Annotated in this window: 13 protein-coding genes; 7 read left to right on the forward strand and 6 right to left on the reverse strand. The window is 72.6% G+C overall.

Annotation, left to right across the window (positions count from 1 at the left end; genetic code table 11):
- Positions 1-348 precede the first annotated feature (348 nt).
- The 3 genes from ACGFYQ_RS29340 (at position 349) to ACGFYQ_RS29350 (ending at position 4714) form a co-directional block, all read left to right on the forward strand.
- Positions 349-1362, forward strand: a complete 1014-nt coding sequence (locus tag ACGFYQ_RS29340) for an SMI1/KNR4 family protein (RefSeq protein WP_393749040.1) — start codon at positions 349-351, stop codon at positions 1360-1362.
- Between the two features lie 7 nt (positions 1363-1369).
- Positions 1370-3718 (forward strand): SUKH-4 family immunity protein, encoded by a 2349-nt coding sequence (locus ACGFYQ_RS29345; protein ID WP_393749042.1) that lies wholly within the window; start codon positions 1370-1372, stop codon positions 3716-3718.
- 123 nt (positions 3719-3841) lie between these two features.
- The gene (locus ACGFYQ_RS29350) at positions 3842-4714 is read left to right on the forward strand and encodes a cellulose-binding protein (RefSeq protein WP_393749044.1); all 873 of its coding nucleotides are present in this window, start codon (positions 3842-3844) and stop codon (positions 4712-4714) included.
- 224 nt (positions 4715-4938) lie between these two features.
- On the opposite strand, the gene ACGFYQ_RS29355 is transcribed toward ACGFYQ_RS29350, so the two are convergent.
- Positions 4939-5799 carry an alpha/beta fold hydrolase gene (locus ACGFYQ_RS29355; protein ID WP_393749046.1) on the reverse strand — a complete coding sequence of 287 codons (861 nt, stop codon included), beginning with the start codon at positions 5797-5799 and terminating at the stop codon, positions 4939-4941.
- Between the two features lie 82 nt (positions 5800-5881).
- Here ACGFYQ_RS29355 and ACGFYQ_RS29360 point away from each other — a divergent pair, with 82 nt between their 5' ends.
- Positions 5882-6433 (forward strand): CGNR zinc finger domain-containing protein, encoded by a 552-nt coding sequence (locus ACGFYQ_RS29360; protein WP_393749048.1) that lies wholly within the window; start codon positions 5882-5884, stop codon positions 6431-6433.
- A 60-nt stretch (positions 6434-6493) separates the two neighbouring features.
- Here the strand turns inward: ACGFYQ_RS29360 and ACGFYQ_RS29365 are convergent, their stop codons facing one another.
- Both ACGFYQ_RS29365 and ACGFYQ_RS29370 read right to left on the reverse strand, forming a co-directional pair.
- On the reverse strand, positions 6494-7345 hold the full coding sequence (locus ACGFYQ_RS29365; protein WP_393749050.1) for a hypothetical protein: 852 nt from the start codon (positions 7343-7345) through the stop codon (positions 6494-6496).
- 82 nt (positions 7346-7427) lie between these two features.
- Complete coding sequence (locus ACGFYQ_RS29370) at positions 7428-8885, reverse strand: MFS transporter (RefSeq protein WP_393749217.1); 1458 nt, start codon at positions 8883-8885, stop codon at positions 7428-7430.
- Positions 8886-9383: 498 nt separating this feature from the next.
- Here ACGFYQ_RS29370 and ACGFYQ_RS29375 point away from each other — a divergent pair, with 498 nt between their 5' ends.
- Together ACGFYQ_RS29375 and ACGFYQ_RS29380 are read left to right on the forward strand one after the other, a co-directional pair.
- Positions 9384-10160, forward strand: a complete 777-nt coding sequence (locus tag ACGFYQ_RS29375; protein ID WP_393749052.1) for an ABC transporter ATP-binding protein — start codon at positions 9384-9386, stop codon at positions 10158-10160.
- Positions 10161-10213: 53 nt separating this feature from the next.
- Positions 10214-12742 (forward strand): ABC transporter permease, encoded by a 2529-nt coding sequence (locus ACGFYQ_RS29380; RefSeq protein WP_393749219.1) that lies wholly within the window; start codon positions 10214-10216, stop codon positions 12740-12742.
- Positions 12743-12854: 112 nt separating this feature from the next.
- Here the strand turns inward: ACGFYQ_RS29380 and ACGFYQ_RS29385 are convergent, their stop codons facing one another.
- Genes ACGFYQ_RS29385 through ACGFYQ_RS29395 form a run of 3 tightly spaced genes read right to left on the reverse strand, consistent with a single transcriptional unit; the run spans position 12855 to position 14925 of the window.
- Positions 12855-14261 carry a DUF2079 domain-containing protein gene (locus tag ACGFYQ_RS29385; protein WP_393749054.1) on the reverse strand — a complete coding sequence of 469 codons (1407 nt, stop codon included), beginning with the start codon at positions 14259-14261 and terminating at the stop codon, positions 12855-12857.
- Positions 14262-14317: 56 nt separating this feature from the next.
- On the reverse strand, positions 14318-14686 hold the full coding sequence (locus ACGFYQ_RS29390) for a type II toxin-antitoxin system VapC family toxin (RefSeq protein WP_393749056.1): 369 nt from the start codon (positions 14684-14686) through the stop codon (positions 14318-14320).
- Entirely contained in the window at positions 14683-14925 is a 243-nt protein-coding gene (locus ACGFYQ_RS29395) for a type II toxin-antitoxin system Phd/YefM family antitoxin (RefSeq protein ID WP_393749058.1), read from the reverse strand. Before ACGFYQ_RS29395 ends, ACGFYQ_RS29390 begins: the two co-directional genes overlap by 4 nt.
- A gap of 200 nt (positions 14926-15125) precedes the next feature.
- Here ACGFYQ_RS29395 and mfd point away from each other — a divergent pair, with 200 nt between their 5' ends.
- Complete coding sequence (gene mfd, locus ACGFYQ_RS29400) at positions 15126-18683, forward strand: transcription-repair coupling factor (RefSeq protein ID WP_393749060.1); 3558 nt, start codon at positions 15126-15128, stop codon at positions 18681-18683.
- Positions 18684-18877 lie beyond the last annotated feature (194 nt).

Raw genomic sequence — 18877 nt, forward strand, 5'->3', positions numbered from 1 at the left:
CGGGCGGTCCCACCGGTGGGGGTGGTCCCGGCGGTGCCGGTGGTGCGGGCGGTCCTGACGGTCCGGGGGTTCCCGGGGTGGCGTCGGCCGGATCTGTGCGTGTTGCCGTGTGGTGCATGGTCGCGCTTTCCCTCCCGTGGCGGCGGTGGTGGCCGCTGTCGCGCACGCCCCCGTGCTGCGGGGACAGCCTGCCAAATGTCACCTGTCATGCGGAAGCGGGGTCGAATATTCGTATCAATTCGGATGTTCCCGGCCCGCGGCCGGGTGTGCCGGTCGTGCGCGGGTGAGCCCCTTGCCCCAGCGCATAGGCTGTGGTGAACCAGCCAGATCCAGCAGGGGGCTACCGCCATGACGACAGGTCGGCTCGGGCAGCAGGCCGCGCCACCCAACGCCGCTTATTCGGGGCAGGTCGTGCATTTCCCGGACCCGGTCCGGGCCGCTCGGCATCCCCACGGAGTGCGGATGGGCGGCAACGGGCATCCGGACTTCTCCGCGTACGCGCGTGCCGCGGTGGAGATCGCAGAGCCGCCGGAGGGCTTCGGCGTGGACGAGTTGCGGCTGACGGACTACGTGTCCGCGAACGCCGCGATGCGGGCGGCCGGGCACGAGTTGTGGGACACGGTCGGCCCGGTGGCCACCCCGCACGGCTGGACCTGGCACCACGTGTCGGGTTCGCGGCGCATGGAGCTGGTCCCGGTCGAGGTGAAGGCCCTGCTGCGGCATCACGCGGGGCTCGCGACGGCGCCGGTGGACCACACCAAGCGCGGGACGCGGCCGTTGCAGGAGCTGCGCCCGGCGCATCTGGGACTGCCGAAGTCCGTGGTGTCGGTCTCGGAGCAGCAGGTGCAGGGAGTCGAGGAGGACCTCGGCTACCGGCTGCCGGAGGCGTACCGCTCGTTCCTGAAGGCCGCGGGCGGCTGCGCGCCGGTCGGCGCCGCGCTGGACGTGGACCTCGGCCTGCTGGTGGACCAGCCGTTCTTCACGGTGCGTGAGGAGGTGGCGGTCAACGACCTGGTGTACGTCAACAAGTGTCTGCGGGACCACCTGACGAAGGACTACCTGTGCGTGGCCTTCGTGCAGGGCGGTCTGCTCGCCCTGAAGGTGAAGGGCGAGGGCATCGGTTCGGTGTGGTTCTCCCCGTACGACGATGCGCGCGACCAGGACGGCTGGTCGGTGCAGGAGCGCGTGGAGCGGCTGTTGTTGCCGTGCGGCGGTGATTTCGACGCCTTTCTGGAGCGGTTGGCGGGCAACCCGCCGGAGCTTGAGACGGTGGCCGGTCTGATGGTGGACGGCGGATTCGCGCGCTCGGTTCCCGTGGCGGGGCCGGTTCCGGTGGTGCGTGCCGGTTCGGATGAGGGGTGACGGCGCGGTGGTGACATTTGCGCAGGCGCAGGAGCGCGCCGAGGAATGGATCAACGGTGACGTGCCCGCGTACCAGCACCGCGAGGTGCGCGTACGGGAGTTCGGGCTGGGGTTCGTGGTGTGGGCGGAGGACCGCGCGGCCGGTCCGGTGTCGGGTGGCGGCCGGCAGCGGCTGGTCATCGCCCGGGACAGCGGTGAGGTGACGCTGTGGCCGGGGCTGCCGGTGGGTGAGGTGATCCGCCGGTACGAGGAGGAGTACGGGGCGACGGCTGCCGCGGCGGTTTCGGAGGCTTCGGTTCCGCCGCCGCGGATCGACTCGGAGCAGACGTCGTTCATGCTGAGCCCGCCGGAGTGGCTGCAGGAGGCCGCGGACCGGGCGGGGATTCCGGCTGCCGCGTCTTCGTCCGCGGCCTCGCCTTCGTCTTTGTCTCCGTCTCCGTCTTCGCCGGCTCAGGCTCCGGCCGACCCGGCACCGGCTCCGGTTCCCGCTCCCGTGGAGCCTGTTGCCGCCGCTCCGGAGCCGGTTCCGGCTCCGGCGCCTGTGGACGCGGTGCCGCTGCGGCGCGGGGGCGAGGTCCCGTACGAGCCGACCGCCAACGACGGGGTTCCGGCGGCTGTTCCGGCGGCCGTCCCGACCGGGGCCACGCCGTGGGCCGGGACCGATGTGAACCCCGGTGCGGACGACGCGTCCGTGCCGCTGCCCGCGACCGTGTTCGCGCCGCCGCTGTCCGGCTCGGACCTGGACGAGGCGCCGTCGTCCGGGGTGGCCCCGGAGGCGAAGACCACGCTGATGCCGGGCGGCAGCCAGCTGCCGCGGACCGCCGTCGTGCCGGCGCTGGCTCCGGAGGCGGGCAGCATCGCCGACGCGCCGACGAGCAAGGCCCAGATCTCCCGGCCGCTCTCCCGGCAGGGTGGCCCCGACGCCGGTGCGGCGGGTTCGGGCGCGGGGCGGCCGCCGACGCCGCCCGGTCCGCCCGGGGTCCCCGGGGGTTCCGGTGGCCGTGGGCTCGACCACGCCGCGACGATGCTCGCGGGTCCCGCTGTGACGGGTCAGCCGCCGGCGCCTCCCGGTCCGCCCGGGGTTCCGGGTGCCGGAGTGCCGCAGCCGCCCGGTCCTCCTGGTCCGCCGGGGGTTCCCGGGGGTTCCGGTGGCCGTGGGCTCGACCATGCCGCGACGATGCTCGCCGGCCCTGCCGTGACGGGTCAGCCGCCGGCGCCTCCCGGTGCTCCGGGTGCGCCCGGCGTTCCCGGTGCGGGGATCGACCATGCCGCGACGATGCTCGCCGGTCCCGCCGTGACGGGTCAGCCGCCCGCGCAGCCCGGTCCTCCCGGTCCGCCGCCGGCCGGCCCCGTCGCGCAGCCCCCGGCGCCCACCGGTGCGCCCACGGTCGGCCCCGGCTACCAGGCCGTCCTGCGCTACCGCGCGCCCGACGGCTCCGAGCAGCAGCTCATCCGCCGTTCCGCGCCCGGCACCCCGCACCCCGAGTGGCAGATCCTGCACGAGCTGCGCGCCATGAACGTGCCGCCGCAGCAGGTGCTGGAGCTGCACACCGAGCTGGAGTCCTGTGAGCTGCCCGGCGGTTACTGCGCCCGGATGATCCGGGAGACCTGGCCGCAGGTGCGGATCACCAGCGTGGCCCCGTACGGCAAGGACCACGCGGGCCGTCAGCAGGGCATGCGCCACCTGCTCACCCATCAGGGGGAGCTGCACCAGGTGGCGGACGGCCCGGCGCGCCCGGCGCCGGTACGGGTGCCGCTGCCGCAGGTCCCGCTCCAGCCGGCGATCCCGCTGGACGCGATCGCGCAGGAGCTGGCGGGGGCGTTCGGCCCGCAGGGCGTGTTCCGCTTCGACCAGCGGGCGGTGTCCCGTCAGGGTGTGCCGGAGATCGTGGCGCAGACGCTGATGTGGTCGGGCCTGCCCGTCGATTTCGGGCCGTTCTTCTGGGCGCAGGCGGTACCGGGCCAGCCGGTGCCGACGCTGGCGGAGATGGCCGCGCAGCGGCAGGTGGCGCCGGCGTCGGACGCGGGCTCGTACCTCGTCGTCGGCAGCGACTTCGGCAAGGCGCTGTGCGTGCAGTACGGCACGGCGCACATCGTGGCGGTGCCGGTGGAGGGCGGTCCGGGCGGTGCCCCGGTACCGCCGCAGTTCGTGAACTCCAGCCTGCCGCAGTTCGTACGGTCCCTCGCGATGCTGGGTCAAATGTGGCGGCTGCGCCAGCATCTGACGCCGGAACAGGCGGGTCGCTGGACCGTCGATTTCCAGGCGAATCTGGCGGGGCTGGACAGCGCGGCGCTGGCCTCTCCGGAGAGCTGGTGGTCGGTGCTGCTGGAGCAGATGTGGGACGGACTGCTCTGATCGGATGATCAGTTGAGTGGCCGGGCCGAGACCCCTGAACGGGGTCTCGGCCCGGCCATTCCGGCTTCTGGGAGCAAATGGCGCATCCTTGACAGGAATCCCCGCGAGAGAGGCGCTTCCAGGATGAGTGCACCCATTGCCACTGTGCGCGGCCGCGGCTACCGCACGGATGAGGTCGACCGGTATCTCGCGCGGCTCTCCGGCAGCCGTGACGAGGCCTGGGAGCGCGTGGCCCGGCTGACCGTCCTGGCGCGGCAGATGGAGGCGGAGGCGGGGTGGCTGCGCGAGGCGGTGTCCGTGCTGGCTCCGCAGACGTACGAGGACCTGAGCGAGCGCGCCCGCCGGATCCTGCTGCTGGCGCAGGAGGAGGCGGACTGCGTACGGGAGGAGGCGCGGGCGGACGCGTCCGCGACGCTGGGCGCGGCCGAGGCGTACGCGGACCGGGCGGCGGGGCTGGCGCGGGCGGACGCGGAGGCGGTGCGCGAGCAGACGGAGGTCCGGGCCCGGCAGGGGCTGCTGCGGGCGCAGCGGGAGGCGGACGAGGCGCGGGCGGAGGCGCGGGCGGACGCGGAGGGCCGGCGGGCGGAGGCGGTGGCCGCGCTGGCGGAGATGCGGCGGCGGTCGGAGGCGTTGCTCGCGGAGCTCGAGCAGGAGCACGCGGAGCGGTGGGAGGCGGCCGAGCGGGAGCTGGCGGCGCGGGAGGCGGAGTTCGCGGCGCGGGCGGATGAGTCGGAGCGGTACGCGGAGGGGCGGCTGGCGGAGGCGCGGCGGGGGTTCGCGGAGGCGGAGGAGTCGGCGCGGCACGGGCAGGAGGACGCGGAGGCGCTGGCCGCGGAGCTGGTGGCGGAGGCGCGGGTGGCGGAGGAGCGGGTCGGTCGGGAGACGGAGCGGATCCTGCGGGAGCACGCGGAGTCGCAGGAGGAGATGCGGGCGCACATGAACCACGTCCGATCGAGCCTGGCAGCCCTGACGGGCCGCGCCCCCGCCGAGGGCTGACCCGGCGGCCCGTTTCCTGGGGCTCCGCCCCGGACCCTCCCCCAGACTCCGTCCGGGGGGACCCCCACGCCTCAAACTCCCCCGGCTACCTCCCCCAGACTCCGTCCGGGGGCACCTCCCAGCGGTAGCTGGGGGAGTTTGGGGCGCGGGTCCGGGCAGAGCCCGGTTTCGGGAAGGGGCGGGGTGGGGGAATCGCCCCGCGCAGCGGCCCGCCCGCCCCCCGCCTACGGGAGTTCGGCGAGGAACGTGGTGATCAGGGGGGCGATGGCCGGGAGGTGGGTCTCCAGGGCGAAGTGGCCCGCGCCGTCGAAGACGTGGACGGCGGCGTCCGGGACGTCCCGGAGGTAGGCCTTCGCTCCCGCCGGAGTGAAGAAGGGGTCGCCCGCGCCCCAGACGACCAGGACCGGCGGCCTCGCGGTGCGCAGCCAGGCCTGCCAGGCAGGGTAGTGGGCGAAGTTCGAGGAGTAGTCGAAGGCGAGGTCCGCCTGGGCGTCGGCGCGCCCCGGCAGGCCGAGGTAGTGGACGTCGAGCGTCCAGTTGTCCGGGGAGATCAGGGCGGGGTCCGCGACCCCGGTCTCGTACTGGAAGCGGGTGCCCTCCAGGGTGAAGAGCCCCCGGATACGGTCCTCGTTGCCCGGCACGTCGCGCCGCAGACCGGCGAACTCGCGGGCCGCGTCCGAGAGTCCCTCCTCGTACGCGTTGCCGTTCTGGACGATCAGGCCCGTGACGCGGTCCGGGCGGCGGGTGGCGAGCCGCAGCCCGACGGGGGCGCCGAAGTCGAAGACGTACAGGGCGAAGCGGTCGAGGCGGAGGGCGTCGGTGAAGCCCTCCACGACGTCGGCGAGCCGGTCGAAGGTGTACGTGAATCCGTCCGGGGCCTCGGTGCGGCCGAAGCCGGGGTAGTCGGGGGCGATCAGGCGGTACGGGGTGTCGCCGAGGGCGTCCATCAGGCGGGCGAACTGGTGCGAGGCGGTGGGGAAGCCGTGGAGGAGCAGCAGGACGGGGCCGTCGGCGGGACCGCTTTCGCGGTAGGCGACGCGCACGCCGTCCACGTCGACGGTTCGGTGCTGGACGGACGTGAGCATCACATGCCTCCTGGTGGCTTGGTCCCATTAGTCTTGCCTGTGGATCACTAACGGGTCAAGTGCTTCAGGTAGCATTAGTTGCGTGACGGACTTTCCGCTGACCGGCGAACCCCTCGCCCTGGACCTCCTCAACACCCTGACCGCCGCGGGCGACCTCGTCGCCGAGCCGGCGGGTCTCGCGCGGTGGCTGGCCGAGCAGGCCGGCCGGCTGACCCCGGTCGGGGACGTGGGCGCGGCCGAGGTGGCCGCCGTACGGGCCGTGCGGGAGGCCGCGCGGCCGGCGCTCGCGGCCGTGCGGTGCGGGGAGCGGCCGCCGGGCGATGCGCTGCGCGCGCTGAACGAGGCCATGGCCGGGGCGCCGGCGCGCCGTGAGCTGGCCTGGAGCGCGGAGGCGGGCCTGACGGCGGCTGCGCACCGGGTGGCCGCCCCGGCGCGGCGGCTCGCGGCCGAACTGGCCGAGTCGGTCGCGGAGTTCCTGACGGATCCGCGGGTGGCGTCGGTTCGCGGCTGCGAGGCGGAGGACTGCGTCCTGCTGTTCCTTCCGCTGCATCCGCGGCGGCGGTGGTGCGTGGCGTCGGCCTGTGGCAACCGGGCTCGGGTGGCCCGCTACTACGCGCGGCACAAGCTCCCGTAGCCGGGGGCGCGGGAGCCGCTGCGCGGAGCCGGTCCCCGCCTCAACGCCGGCGGGGCCGGATCAGGCCGGCCGGGGGCCCTGCTGGGCCGGGACCGTCGGGGTCGGGGGCTCGTAGCGGTACGGGTCGCTGCGGAGGCCGCGGGAGGTGACCACCACCGTGAACGGGGGGTGGGCCGCGGGCGGCAGGGGGGTGGTCAGGGCGCCCGTCACCTCGTCCGGGGTGGTGGGGAGCGCGGTGTCGTCCACCGTGAGGCGCGGGTCCGTGAAGCCGCCGCCCTCGACCCTGAGCAGGCCGTCGGCGACCGTGACGTTCGTGATCACCGGGTTCGCGCGGGTGGCCATCTTGTTCACCAGGTACGCCCCCGCCGGTGCGCCCGTCAGGGCCCAGATCTCCGCGGGGAGGTGGGGGAGCCCGGCGCCCACGTCCGAGAGGAAGAACAGGACGACGTAGAGCATCGTGACCGCGCTGAGCGCGACGTACTGGAGGTCCACGAGGTCGGTCCGGCCGCTGTCGTTCGCGATCAGCTCACGCAGCGGGCGGCGGCCCGTGGCCGTCGGCTTCGGCGCGGGCTTGGCCATGCTGCCGTTCTCCACGCGGATGCCGACCACCGTCTTCGCGGCGATCAGGGCCGCGTACGGGCCCCCGAGCAGCGGCAGGTACACCGTCGTCAGTGAGGACAGCGGGCCGTGCTCGCCCTGGAACCAGCCGATGCCGCCGCCCGCGGTGAGCCCGTAGACGAGGGTCGTGAGCAGCAGCCAGACCAGGACCACCGTCCAGGCCAGGGCGAGCACCGTGGAGGTGGAGAGCCGGCCGTCGCGGCCGGTGACGAAGCCCGGGTGGCGGTGGAGCCGCCGGGCGAGCGGCCCGGCCAGTGCGGCCAGTAACGCCAGTGCGAAGAGTGCGGATGCCATGTCGTCGTCCCCCCGGAAACGGTTGTGCCCCAGGCTTACCCGTTGACGGGGAGCATGACAAGTCGGCTTCTCCGGCGGCCCGTTACTCCTCGCTCTGCTCCGGCAGCACCGGGAACCTCCGCGGCGCCACCAGCAGCAGGACCAGCAGCGAGGCCACGGCCGCGCCCGTCGCGCCGAGGAAGATGTGGTCCACGGCGGCGGCCACGGCCTCGCGTAGGTAGTCGGCGGCGGCCTGGGGGAGCAGCCCCGGCTGGTCCAGGGCCTTCGACACGTCGTCCAGGTTGTCCGGCAGTCCGGGCATGGGGGCGTGCACCAGCCGTGCGGCGATGGTGGCGTTGGCGACGGCGCCCAGCAGGGCCGCGCCGATGCTCTGGCCGACCTGGCGGGAGAACAGCACCGAGGCCGTCGCGGTCCCGCGCTCCGCCCAGCCGACGGTGGACTGGACCCCGACGACCAGCGGGAGCTGGAAGATGCCGAGGGCGCCGCCCAGCAGCAGCATGATCAGCGCGGGCTGCCAGGGCCGCGCGGGATAGGGGAGCAGGGTGAAGGAGTACAGGATCACCGCGGCCAGCGCGATCCCGACGGCCGCGGTGTTCCGGAAGCCGATGCGCCGGTAGACGTGCTGGCTGAAGGCGGCGGTGATGGGCCAGCTGAGGGTCATCACGGACATGACCAGCCCGGCGCTGACGGGCCCGAGGCCGAGGACGGACTGGGCGTACGTCGGCATGAACACCATCGGGGCGACCATCAGCAGGCCGAGCGCCCCCATGGCCAGGTTGACGGCGGCGATGGTGCGCCGGCGCCACACCCAGCCGGGCAGGATCGGTTCCTCGGCCCGGCGTTCGATCCGCACCACCACCACGGCCAGCACGGCGCTCGCGCCCAGCAGCCCCAGCGAGGGCGCGGACAGCCAGGGCCAGGCGACCCCGCCCTGGACGAGCGCGAACAGCAGCAGCCCGCCGCAGGCGAAGATGCCCAGCGCTCCCGCCCAGTCGACCGGGCCCCGGCGCCCGGGGGAGCGTACGGGCTCCGCCAGGTGACGGGCGATCATCCACAGGGCGAGCGCGGCCAGCGGCAGGTTGATCAGGAAGATCCAGCGCCAGTGCGCGTACGAGGCGAGCAGCCCGCCGAGGGCCGGGCCGGCGACGGCGGAGGTGGCCCAGACGGTGGACATCCGGGCCTGGATCTTCGGCCGGTCCTTGAGCGGATAGAGGTCGCCGGCCAGCGTCTGGACCGTGCCCTGGAGGGCGCCGCCGCCCAGGCCCTGGATGATCCGGAAGGCGATGAGGGCCGCCATGTTCCAGGCGACCGCACACAGCAGCGAGCCGACGAGGAAGAGGCCGATGCCGAAGAGCAGCACGGGCTTGCGGCCGAACGTGTCGGACAGCTTCCCGTAGACGGGCAGGGTGACGGTGACGGACAGCAGGTAGCCGGAGAAGAGCCAGGAGAAGACGGAGAACCCGCCGATGTCGCCCACGATCTGGGGGACGGCGGTGGCGACGATGGTGCTGTCGAGGGCGACGAGCGCCATGCCGAGCATCAGCGAGGCGACCACGGGGGCGGGCGGACGCCCCGGCGCCGCCGTTGCCGTGCCCCCCGATGCCGTGCTGCCGGGCCCCGCGCCTTTGGCGGAAACCGTGCTCCCGGACGGGCCGTCGCTCCCCCCGGATATGCCGTCCGGACTGTCGTCCGCTCTCTCCCCAGACCCCACGAAGATTCCTTCCCCCTGCACGCACATGCGGGGAACACCTTCTCACCGCCGCCGTATCCGGCGGTATCCCCCAGAGCAGCTCCCCCGAAGGGTGGAGAACCCCTAGGGGACGCTCCGCACAACGGGCCAGGGGTCTTTCGTCCCGGCGGATGAGGAGACGGATCCCGGCGCGTCCTTAACTGGTTCACATGGGCCGGGAGCCCGGGGGTGGGGTTAACCCCCGGACGGATACGGCGATGGGCACCAGCGCGCCGGATCCCGCCGCGCAACAGACTTCACGACGGCGACGCACGCAGAACGAGAAGGAGAAACACCGTGACAACGGCTATGACCGAAACCAGGCACGGGGACGCGGGAGGGCACGCAGCCGTCGCGGCCCGGGCGCGGAAGGTCGTCAAGGCCTACGGCTCCGGTGAGACGCGCGTCGTGGCCCTCGACGCGGTGGACGTGGACATCCACCGCGGCCAGTTCACCGCGATCATGGGCCCCTCCGGCTCCGGCAAGTCCACGCTGATGCACTGCCTCGCCGGTCTCGACACGGTGACCAGCGGGCAGATCCACCTCGACGACACCGAGATCACCGGGCTGAAGGACAAGAAGCTCACGCAGCTGCGCCGGGACCGGATCGGCTTCATCTTCCAGGCGTTCAACCTGCTGCCCACGCTGAACGCCCTGGAGAACATCACCCTCCCCATGGACATCGCGGGCCGCAAGCCCGATGCGCAGTGGCTGAACCGGGTCGTGGAGACCGTCGGCCTGGCAGGCCGCCTCAAGCACCGCCCGACCGAACTCTCCGGCGGCCAGCAGCAGCGCGTGGCGGTCGCCCGCGCCCTCGCCGCCCGCCCGCAGATCATCTTCGGCGACGAGCCGACCGGAAACCTGGACTCGCGGGCAGGCGCCGAGGTACTCGGCTTCCTGCGCCGCTCGGTGGACGAGCTCGGCCAGACCATCGTGATGGTCACGCACGACCCGGTGGCCGCCTCGTACGCGGACCGCGTCATCTTCCTCGCCGACGGCCAGATCGTCGACGAGATGTACGGGCCCACGGCCGAGCAGGTCCTGGACCGCATGAAGGACTTCGACGCGCGCGGGCGGACCTCGTGAGCAACACCGTCCTGAAGACCTCCCGGCGCAACTTCATCGCGCACAAGGGACGGATGGCGCTGTCCGCCGTCGCCGTCCTGCTCTCCGTCGCCTTCGTCTGCGGCACCACGGTGTTCACCGACACCATGAACACCACCTTCGACAAGCTGTTCGCCGTCACCAGCTCCGACGTGACCGTCAGCCCCAAGGCCGCGGAGGGCGGGGAGGAGACCCCGGACCGCGGCAAGCCCGAGATGCTGCCCGGCCCGGTCGTGGAGCAGGTGGCGAAGGCCGAGGGAGTCAAGAGCGCCGAGGGCGGCGTCGTCTCGATGTCCGTCACGGTCGTCAACTCCAAGAACGAGAACATGGGCTCGACCACCGGCGCCCCGACCATCGCGGGCAACTGGACCGACAACGAGCTGAAGTCCATGAAGATCACCGCCGGTCACGCCCCGCGCGGGCCGACCGAGGTGATGGTCGACGCCGACACCGCGGACAAGCACCACCTGGGGCTCGGTGACGAACTGCGCACCATCGCGGTCACCGGTGACATCCGCGCCACCGTCACCGGTATCGCCACCTTCACCGTGACCAACCCGGGCGCGGCCGTCGTCTACTTCGACACCCCGACCGCCCAGCGGCACCTGCTCGGCGCCACCGGCTCCTTCACGCACGTCAACGTCACCGCCAAGGACGGGGTGAGCGACGAGCAGCTCAAGCGGAACGTCGCCACCGTCGTCGGCGCGGACACCTACAAGCTCCAGACCGCCAAGGAAGCCGCGGACGCCAACCGCAAGGACGTCGGTTCCTTCCTCAACGTCATGAAGTACGCCATGTACGGCTTCGCCCTGATCGCGTTCCTCGTGGGCATCGTCCTGATCTTCAACACCTTCTCCATGCTGGTCGCCCAGCGCACCCGCGAGATCGGTCTGATGCGCGCCATCGGCGCCGACAGCGGACAGGTCCTCAAGTCCGTCATCGTCGAGGCCTTCCTCCTCGGCGTCGTCGGCTCGGTCCTGGGCATCGGGGCCGGCGTGGGCCTGGCCGTCGGGCTGATGAAGCTCATGGGCCAGATGGGCATGCACCTGTCCACCGACGATCTGACGGTCGCCTGGTACACCCCGGTCGCCGGTCTCACCCTCGGTGTCCTCGTCACCCTCGTCTCCGCCTTCATCCCGGCCCGCCGGGCCGGCAAGGTCTCCCCGATGGCCGCCCTGCGCGAATCGGGCACCCCCGGCGACAAGAAGGCCGGCGTCGTCCGCGCCGTCCTCGGCCTGGTCGTCACCGGCATCGGCGGCGCGGGGCTCTACCTCGCCACGGCCGCCGAGAAGGCCGGACCCGGATCGCTCTGGCTGGGCCTCGGTGTCGTCCTCACCCTCATCGGCTTCATCGTGATCGGCCCGCTGCTCGCCGCGGGCGTGGTGCGGGCGCTCTCCGGCGTGGTGCTGCGGCCCTTCGGGTCCGTGGGCCGGCTCGCCGAGCGCAACGCCCTGCGCAACCCGCGCCGCACCGGCGCCACCGCCGCCGCGCTGATGATCGGCCTCGCGGTCGTCGCCTGCCTGTCGGTGGTCGGCTCCTCGATGGTGGCCTCCGCCACCGACGAGCTCGACAAGTCGGTCGGCGCGGACTACATCGTCGACTCCGAGACGGGGCAGCCCGTCATGCCGCAGGTCGAGCAGGCGCTGCGGGCCAGCCCCGGCCTCGACCACGTCACCGCCTACCGCGAGGTGGACGCCAAGGTCACCGCACCCGACGGCGCCACCGAGACGGTGGGACTCGGCGCCACCGACCCGACGTACGCCAAGGACATCCGCCGCAAGATGATCGCCGGCGAGCACGCGGCGGCGTACGGCAAGGACTCGATGTCGGTCGGCTCGGAGTACGCCACCGCGCACCACATCAAGCTCGGTGACGAGCTGACGGTCGCCTTCACCGGCGGCAACACCGTCAAGCTGAAGGTCGCGGCGATCACCAGCGACGAGGGCAGCCTCGACAAGACCATGAAGTACGTCAGCACGGCGGTCGCCGAGGCGAACGTCCCGGCCGACCGGATGCCGCGCCCCTTCATGCTGCTGGCCAGCGCGAAGGACGGGCAGTCCGATGCCGCCGCGTACACGGCGGTCAAGTCGGCGCTGGCGGAGTACCCGCAGTACAAGGTGCGCAATCAGGCCGACTACAAGCAGTCCCTGAAGGACCAGGTCGGCCAGCTGCTCAACATGGTCTACGGGCTCCTCGCCCTCGCCATCGTCATCGCGGTGCTGGGCGTCGTGAACACCCTCGCCCTGTCGGTGGTCGAGCGGACCCGCGAGATCGGCCTGATGCGCGCCATCGGCCTCTCCCGCCGCCAGCTGCGCCGCATGATCCGCCTGGAGTCGGTGGTCATCGCCCTCTTCGGCGCCCTGCTCGGCCTCGGGCTGGGCATGGGCTGGGGCGCCACCGCGCAGCAGCTGCTCGCGCTGGAGGGACTGAAGGTGCTGGAGATCCCGTGGCCGACGATCCTCGGGGTGTTCGCCGCCTCGGCCTTCGTGGGCCTGTTCGCCGCACTGGTCCCGGCCTTCCGGGCGGGGCGGATGAACGTACTGAACGCGATCGCGAGCGAGTAGGAGCAGTACCTGCCGCCGCGGTCGTACGGGGGAGCACGGGGGAACACGGGGGAACGGGGGAAGGCGCCGGTCCGGGACCTTGGGGTCCCGGACCGGCGTCGTTCCAGCCGCGTCACTCGTGGCGCATGAGGACGACGCCCTCGGCCTCGCCCACGAGGGCGAAGCGCTCGCCGGGGTGCAGCTGCCGGGCGTAGCCGGTCGGGTCCTCGCCGGCCCACTTGGAGGAGTTGTCCAGGGTGATCCAGTCGGGGACGACGCCCTTGCTGCCGCCGATCCACAGCACGCGGCAGCGGGAGGTCAGCCGGGTCAGGGGGCCGGTGTCGGCCTCCACCGTCGCACCGTCGGGGATGCGGGCGAGGAGCTCCTCGATCGCGGTGACCCGGGCGGGCTTCTCGTACGTACGGGCCTGCGCGAGCTTCTCGGTCGGCAGGCTGGTCGCGCTGAGGGCGAGGCCGGCGGCGAGGACGGCGGTGGGCAGCTGGAGGGCGTACGCGCGCAGCCAGGGCCGCGCGCCGCGCCGGGCGGTGTCGATGGCGTCGACGAGGGCGAGGGCCACGACGGGCATGAGGACGGCGCTGTAGTGCCAGTCGGTGGACCAGTAGTGGTCGTCGCCGGACAGGAACCGCCAGCCGAGGGTGGGGGCGGCGACCAGCAGCAGCGGCGAGCGCAGGGCCAGCAGCCCGGAGGTCGGGATCAGCACCCAGGCCAGGGTGGTGAGCTTGGTGCCGATGCCGTCGAGGGGGCCCGCACCGTCGATCTTGTCCCAGTAGCCGTAGCCCGCCGTGGCGAAGGCCGGTATGAAGACGGTGAACACCAGGACGGCGAGGACCGTGGCGGCGACGGCGACGCCGAGGGCGGCCGCGGCGGCCCGCCGGTGGGTGGGCCGGGCCCGCCAGGCGACGACCACGGCCAGGGCGGCGAGGGTGAAACCGAGGTCCTCCTTGACGAGGAGCAGCGGCAGCCCCCACAGCAGGGCGGCCCGCCAGCGCCGGGCGAGCACCGCCTCCAGGGCGAAGGCCAGCACGGGCACGGCGAAGGCGATCTCGTGGAAGTCGAACTCGACGGCCCGCTGGATCCCCCACGACAGCCCGTACGCGATTCCGACGGCGAGCCCGCGGGGCCGGCCGAGGAACCGCCCGGCCGCCCTGGTGACGGGGACGGCGGAGAGCGCGAACAGCGCGGCCTGCGCGACGAGCAGGGTGACGGGGCCGGGGAAGATCCGGTAGACGGGGGCGAGCAGGGCGATGACCGGGCTGAAGTGGTCCCCCAGGATGTTGGCCCCGGGCCCCTTCAGATCGGCGACGGGCTCCTGCAGGTGCGCGTACGCGCGGATCGCCTGCTCGAAGATGCCCAGGTCCCAGGAGGCCCACTCCATCCGCCGGAACCGCCCGACGGACAGCACGAGGTAGACGAGGAACAGCCCGCCGGCCACCACGTACGGCCCGGGCCACCACGCCCGTGCCGCCGTCACGGGCGCGCGGGGCGCGGGCACCGGGCGGGCTATCGCATCGCTCGTCACGGACTCGTGCTCCTAGGCCGGTCGACGTCTCTCCGGCGGAAAGCGACGCGGCGAGCTCAGACGGTCAGTACCGGGACATCGTAGAGCGGGATGAACTTGTCACGGGTGACGAGGGTCAGCCCTTCGCTCTGGGCCTGGGCGATCAGCATGCGGTCGAACGGATCCTTGTGGTGGAGGGGCAGCTTGCCTGCCAGGACGCCGTGGTGGGCGTCGATGGGCAGGGCCTGGAACTGCGTGTTGCAGGCCTGCATCGCCAGATCCTCGGTGCTGGTGAGCTTGCCCACGGCCTGTTTCACGGAGATCTCCCAGGGCGTGATGGCGCTCATGTACACCGTGAGCTCACGCCCGAGAAGCTCCCGCGTCTCGTCGGGAAGCTCCCCGTTCATCCACCACAGGACGACGTGCGTGTCGAGCAGGAGCTTCACGCGTCGACCTCGAATGCCTCGGCGAATCCGTCGGGCAGTTCGTCGAAGTCGTCGGCGATCTTGATCCGGCCCGCAAGGGAGCCGTAATCCGTGCGCCGGACCTTCCCCGCGAGCGGGATCACCTTGGCGACGGGCTCGCCCGCCTTGCTGATGATCACCTCCTCGCCCGTGGCGACCGCCTCCAGGATCTTGGAGAAGTTCGTTTTCGCCTCGTGGACGTTGTACTGCCGGGCTTCCATGGGGTCTCCAGGGCAGACATGGACTAACTGCTGGACCAAGCGTAATCAGGTCGGCCCAGTGGGCGCCAGCTCCATCACCCCTGCGGGTGACCCGAATCCCCCGCGCGTGGGGCCAGGGGGCGTCGTAGGGTGGGAACCCCCGGCCCGTGCGACGTGTCGGGTCCTTCGCGTTGCCCCTTCACCGGATGGAAAGCCTCTACATGAGCCTGCACGGACTGCTCGACGCCGTCACCCGGGATCCCGCCCTCGCCGAGGCGGTCACCGCGGCCGGGGACGGCAACCGCATGCATGTGGACCTGGTCGGGCCCGCCGCCGCGCGGCCCTTCGCGATCGCCGCGCTGGCCCGGCAGACCGGGCGGACCGTCCTCGCGGTCACCGCGACCGGGCGTGAGGCCGAGGACCTGGCCGCCGCGCTGCGCTCGCTCATGCCCTCGCCCGACGAGGTGGTGGACTACCCGTCCTGGGAGACGCTCCCGCACGAGCGGCTCAGCCCGCGCAGCGACACCGTCGGCCGCCGGATCGCCGTACTGCGCCGCCTCGCGCACCCGAGCAAGGACGACCCGGCCGCCGGGCCCGTCTCCGTGGTCGTCGCGCCGATCCGCTCCGTGCTCCAGCCGCAGGTCAAGGGGCTCGGGGACCTGGTGCCCGTGGCCCTGCGGCAGGGCCAGAGCGTCGACCTCGGCGAGGTGACCCGGGCACTGGCGGCGGCCGCGTACGCGCGCGTGGAGCTCGTGGAGAAGCGCGGCGAGTTCGCCGTGCGCGGCGGCATCCTCGACGTGTTCCCGCCCACCGAGGAACACCCGCTGCGCATCGAGTTCTGGGGCGACGAGGTCGAGGAGATCCGTTACTTCAAGGTCGCCGACCAGCGGTCGCTGGAGGTCGCCGAGCACGGCCTGTGGGCCCCGCCCTGCCGCGAGCTGCTGCTGACCGACGAGGTACGGGAGCGGGCGGCGGCCCTCGCCGAGGCCCACCCCGAGCTCGGCGAGCTGCTGAACAAGATCGCCGAGGGGATCGCCGTCGAGGGCATGGAGTCCCTGGCCCCGGTCCTGGTCGACGACATGGAGCTGCTGATCGACGTCCTGCCCGCCGGGTCGATGGCCGTCGTGTGCGACCCCGAGCGGGTACGGACCCGGGCCGCCGACCTGGTCGCGACGAGCCAGGAATTCCTGATGGCCTCCTGGGCCGCCACCGCGGGCGGCGGCGAGGCCCCCATCGACGTCGGCGCGGCCTCGCTGCGCGGGATCGCGGACGTACGGGAGCACGCGCGCGAGCTCGGCATGATGTGGTGGTCGGTTTCCCCCTTCGCCGCCGACGAGGCGATCGGCGGCACAGCGACAACAGCCGGCGAGCCGGCGGTCCTCAAGCTCGGCATGCACGCCCCCGAGGCCTACCGCGGCGACACCGCCCGCGCGCTCGCCGACACCAAGGGCTGGATCGCCGACGGCTGGCACACCGTCTATCTCACCGAGGGCCACGGCCCGGCCGTCCGTACGGTCGAGGTGCTCGGCGGCGAGGGCATCGCGGCCCGCCTGGAGGCGGACCTGCGGGCGCTGGAGCCGGGCATCGTGCACGTCGCCTGCGGCTCGATCGACAACGGCTTCGTCGACCCGGTCCTCAAGCTGGCCGTCCTCACCGAGACCGACCTCACCGGGCAGCGCACCGCCACCAAGGACCTCGGCCGGATGCCGACCCGGCGGCGCAAGACGATCGACCCGCTGACCCTGGAGGCCGGCGACTACATCGTCCACGAGCAGCACGGCGTCGGCCGCTACATCGAGATGGTGCAGCGCACCGTCCAGGGCGCGACCCGCGAGTACCTCCTCGTCGAGTACGCCCCCGCCAAGCGCGGCCAGCCCGGCGACCGCCTCTACATCCCCACCGACCAGCTGGAGCAGGTCACCAAGTACGTCGGCGGCGAGGCCCCGACCCTGCACCGGCTCGGCGGCGCAGACTGGACCAAGACCAAGGCGCGCGCGAAGAAGGCGGTCAAGGAGATCGCCGCCGACCTCATCAAGCTGTACAGCGCGCGCATGGCGGCGCCCGGCCACGTCTTCGGCCCGGACACCCCCTGGCAGCGCGAACTGGAGGACGCCTTCCCGTACGCGGAGACGCCCGACCAGCTCACCACCATCGCCGAGGTCAAGGAGGACATGGAGAAGTCCGTTCCCATGGACCGGCTGATCTGCGGCGACGTCGGCTACGGCAAGACCGAGATCGCCGTGCGCGCCGCCTTCAAGGCGGTCCAGGACGGCAAGCAGGTCGCCGTCCTCGTCCCCACGACGCTCCTCGTGCAGCAGCACTTCGGCACCTTCTCCGAGCGCTACAGCCAGTTCCCGGTCAAGGTGAAGGCGTTGTCCCGGTTCCAGGGCGAGACCGAGTCCAAGGCCACCCTGGAGGGCCTGCGCGAGGGGTCGGTGGACGTGGTCATCGGTACCCACCGCCTCTTCTCGCAGGAGACGAAGTTCAAGGACCTGGGCCTGGTCATCGTCGACGAGGAGCAGCGGTTCGGCGTCGAGCACAAGGAGCAGTTGAAGAAGCTCCGCGCCAACGTGGACGTGCTCACCATGTCCGCGACCCCGATCCCGCGCACCCTGGAGATGGCGGTGACCGGCATCCGCGAGATGTCGACGATCACCACCCCGCCGGAGGAGCGGCACCCGGTGCTCACCTTCGTCGGCCCGTACGAGGAGAAGCAGATCGGCGCGGCCGTCCGCCGTGAACTGCTGCGCGAGGGCCAGTGCTTCTACATCCACAACCGGGTCGAGTCCATCGACCGGGCGGCTGCCAAGCTGCGCGAGATCGTGCCCGAGGCGCGGATCGCGACCGCGCACGGCCAGATGTCCGAACAGGCCCTGGAGCAGGTCGTCGTGGACTTCTGGGAGAAGAAGTTCGACGTGCTGGTGTCGACGACGATCGTCGAGTCCGGCATCGACATCTCCAACGCCAACACCCTGATCGTGGAGCGCGGCGACAACTTCGGCCTCTCCCAGCTGCACCAGCTGCGCGGGCGCGTGGGCCGCGGCCGCGAGCGCGGGTACGCGTACTTCCTGTACCCGCCGGAGAAGCCGCTGACCGAGACCGCGCACGAGCGGCTCGCGACGATCGCCCAGCACACCGAGATGGGCGCCGGCATGTACGTGGCCATGAAGGACCTGGAGATCCGCGGCGCGGGCAACCTGCTCGGCGGCGAGCAGTCCGGCCACATCGCGGGCGTCGGCTTCGACCTGTACATCCGCATGGTCGGCGAGGCCGTGGCCGACTACCGGGCCGCCGTGGAGGGCGGGGCGGAGGAGGAGCCGCCGCTGGACGTCAAGATCGAGCTGCCGGTCGACGCGCACGTCCCGCACGACTACGCGCCGGGCGAGCGGCTGCGCCTGCAGGCGTACCGGTCCATCGCCTCGGCGAACTCCGAGGCGGACGTCAAGGCCGTACGGGAGGAACTCACCGACCGCTACGGCAAGCTGCCGGAGCCGGTGGAGAACCTGCTGCTGGTGGCCGGGCTGCGGATGCTCGCCCGCGCCTGCGGGGTCGCCGACATCACCCTCCAGGGCCCCAACATCCGCTTCGGGCCGGTGGAACTGCGCGAGTCGCAGGAGCTGCGCCTGAAGCGGCTCTACCCGGGGGCGGTGCTCAAGCCCGCCACCTCCCAGGTGCTCATCCCGCGCCCGAAGACCGGCAAGATCGGCGGGAAGCCGCTGGTCGGGCGGGAACTACTGGCCTGGACGGGGGAGTTCCTCGCCACCATCCTCGGTTCCTGACAGTCGTGGGGGCCGGGAGCCCGCACTGCGGACTCCCGGCCTCCACGTATCCCGTTTGCGACGGTAAGCCCGTTTGGGGTGGTCTGCTCGCCGGGGTCCGGAAGCCGCTGCTCAGACGGCCTGTGCGGCGACCGTGCAACGGTTGGGCACATCCCCTCACCATGGCCGGAATCGCTGTATACGCTCAGACCCTG

This window comes from Streptomyces sp. NPDC048258, from assembly GCF_043201995.1.
In the GTDB taxonomy this organism is placed as follows: Bacteria; Actinomycetota; Actinomycetes; order Streptomycetales; family Streptomycetaceae; genus Streptomyces.

Coding starts and splice junctions, on each gene's coding strand:
- ACGFYQ_RS29340 (WP_393749040.1), top strand. CDS start 349: ATGACGACAGGTCGGCTCGGGCAGCAGGCCGCGCCACCCAACGCCGCT.
- ACGFYQ_RS29350 (WP_393749044.1), top strand. CDS start 3,842: ATGAGTGCACCCATTGCCACTGTGCGCGGCCGCGGCTACCGCACGGAT.
- ACGFYQ_RS29355 (WP_393749046.1), bottom strand. CDS start 5,799: ATGCTCACGTCCGTCCAGCACCGAACCGTCGACGTGGACGGCGTGCGC.
- ACGFYQ_RS29365 (WP_393749050.1), bottom strand. CDS start 7,345: ATGGCATCCGCACTCTTCGCACTGGCGTTACTGGCCGCACTGGCCGGG.
- ACGFYQ_RS29370 (WP_393749217.1), bottom strand. CDS start 8,885: ATGCTCGGCATGGCGCTCGTCGCCCTCGACAGCACCATCGTCGCCACC.
- ACGFYQ_RS29375 (WP_393749052.1), top strand. CDS start 9,384: ATGACCGAAACCAGGCACGGGGACGCGGGAGGGCACGCAGCCGTCGCG.
- ACGFYQ_RS29380 (WP_393749219.1), top strand. CDS start 10,214: ATGGCGCTGTCCGCCGTCGCCGTCCTGCTCTCCGTCGCCTTCGTCTGC.
- ACGFYQ_RS29395 (WP_393749058.1), bottom strand. CDS start 14,925: ATGGAAGCCCGGCAGTACAACGTCCACGAGGCGAAAACGAACTTCTCC.
- mfd (WP_393749060.1), top strand. CDS start 15,126: ATGAGCCTGCACGGACTGCTCGACGCCGTCACCCGGGATCCCGCCCTC.